The 1486-nt window shown below is 69.0% G+C and carries 1 protein-coding gene; it reads left to right on the top strand.

The genetic code is table 11. The features are described 5' to 3' along the window. Positions 1-245 precede the first annotated feature (245 nt). Positions 246-1466, top strand: coding sequence for an IS110 family transposase (locus tag M2283_RS51510; RefSeq protein WP_280883566.1), 1221 nt, complete (start codon positions 246-248; stop codon positions 1464-1466). Positions 1467-1486 lie beyond the last annotated feature (20 nt).

Genomic DNA, 1486 nt, shown 5'->3' with positions numbered 1-1486 from the left:
GCTCATTAGAGGACCATCCTTTCTGCAGCCCTCACGAGTAGGGTTGTGACCTCTCGGTCCCGGTGGGTGCATGGCCAGTAGTGCGAGCCGTTCGTCGGCCAGCGTGAGTTCCGCCAGCCCCGCCGGGCCGAGGCCGTCTGATCGGCTTCAGGGACACGCCCCGCAGAGGGCCGATTAATGAGCTCCCGGCAGACGACCTCACCACCGGGCAGGTGCCCCGCGCACGGCACTGGAGTACGCACCTCGTGTTCATCGGATGGGACTGGGCGACCGAGACCCATGACGTGACCGTCATGGACGGGTCCGGCAAGCGGATCGACCGGTGGGAACTGGCCCACACCGAGGAAGGGTTCACAGCGACGCTGGCCCGGCTGCGCAAGCACGGGGCCCCGGCGGATCTGCCGGTGGCGATCGAGACCACCCGCGGCCTGGCCGTGGACCGGCTGCTGGCCGCCGGCCATCCGGTGGTGCCGGTGCACCCCAACGCCTTTCACGCGATGCGCCCGCGCTGGGGCGCCTCCAAGGCCAAGACCGATGCGGGCGACAGCATGAAGCTCGCCGACTACCTGCGCACCGACGGTCACCTGCTGCCCCGTCTGCAACCGACTGACCAGGCCACCATGGACCTGCAGGCCCTCACCCGGACCCGCGCCGACCACGTCGAGGCCCGCGTCGCAGCCGTCAACCAGCTCGCCGCGCTGCTGGACATGCACTGGCCTGGCGGCAAGGCGGTCTTCGCCAACCTCGACAGCGACATCGCCGTGGCCTTCCTGGAGCGGTATCCCACCCCGGCCAAGGCAGCCAAGCTCACCGCGGGACGGCTTGAAGCCTGGTGCAAACGCCGCGGCTACTCCGGCAAGAAGCCCGGCAGCGTCCTCATCGAACGCCTGCGCGCCGCCCCGGAGGCCGCCTCCCGCCTCGGCGAAGCCGTCGTGGAACAGCTCGTCCTCGTCCAGGTCCAGCTGGTGCAGGGCATACGCGCGACCATCCGCACCCTGGACAAGGCCATAACGGAGGCTGCCGAAGCCCACCCCTACGCACCGCTGTTCGCCACCATGCCGCGTATCGGGAAGGTCAGCCTCGGCCAGGTCATCGGCGAGATCGGGCCGATCCTGGAACGTGCTCAGACCTGCGAACAGCTCATCGCCGAAGCCGGTGTTGTCCCCGTCACCCGCGCCTCGGGCAAGTCCCGCACGGTCGCCTTCCGCTACGCGACCAACCGACGAGCCCGCGTCGCCCTGACTGCCTTCGCCGACAACAGCCGGCACGGCAGTACCTGGGCCGCCAAGATCTACAACGACGCCCGAGCCCGCAAGAAGCGACACCCCCACGCCATCCGCATCCTGGCCCGCGCCTGGCTCCGTGTGATGTGGGCCTGCTGGCGCGACGGAGCCTGCTACGACCCCTCCATCCACCAAGCCAACAACAAGGTCAGCACAGCCGCTGAAGAGCCCTTGGCGGCATAGAGGTTGACTCAGGAAACTCA

Source organism: Streptomyces pseudovenezuelae (genome assembly GCF_029892565.1).
GTDB lineage: Bacteria > Actinomycetota > Actinomycetes > Streptomycetales > Streptomycetaceae > Streptomyces > Streptomyces pseudovenezuelae_A.
Note: the sequence above shows the minus strand (reverse complement) of the source record. Positions and strands in the feature narration are given on the sequence as shown.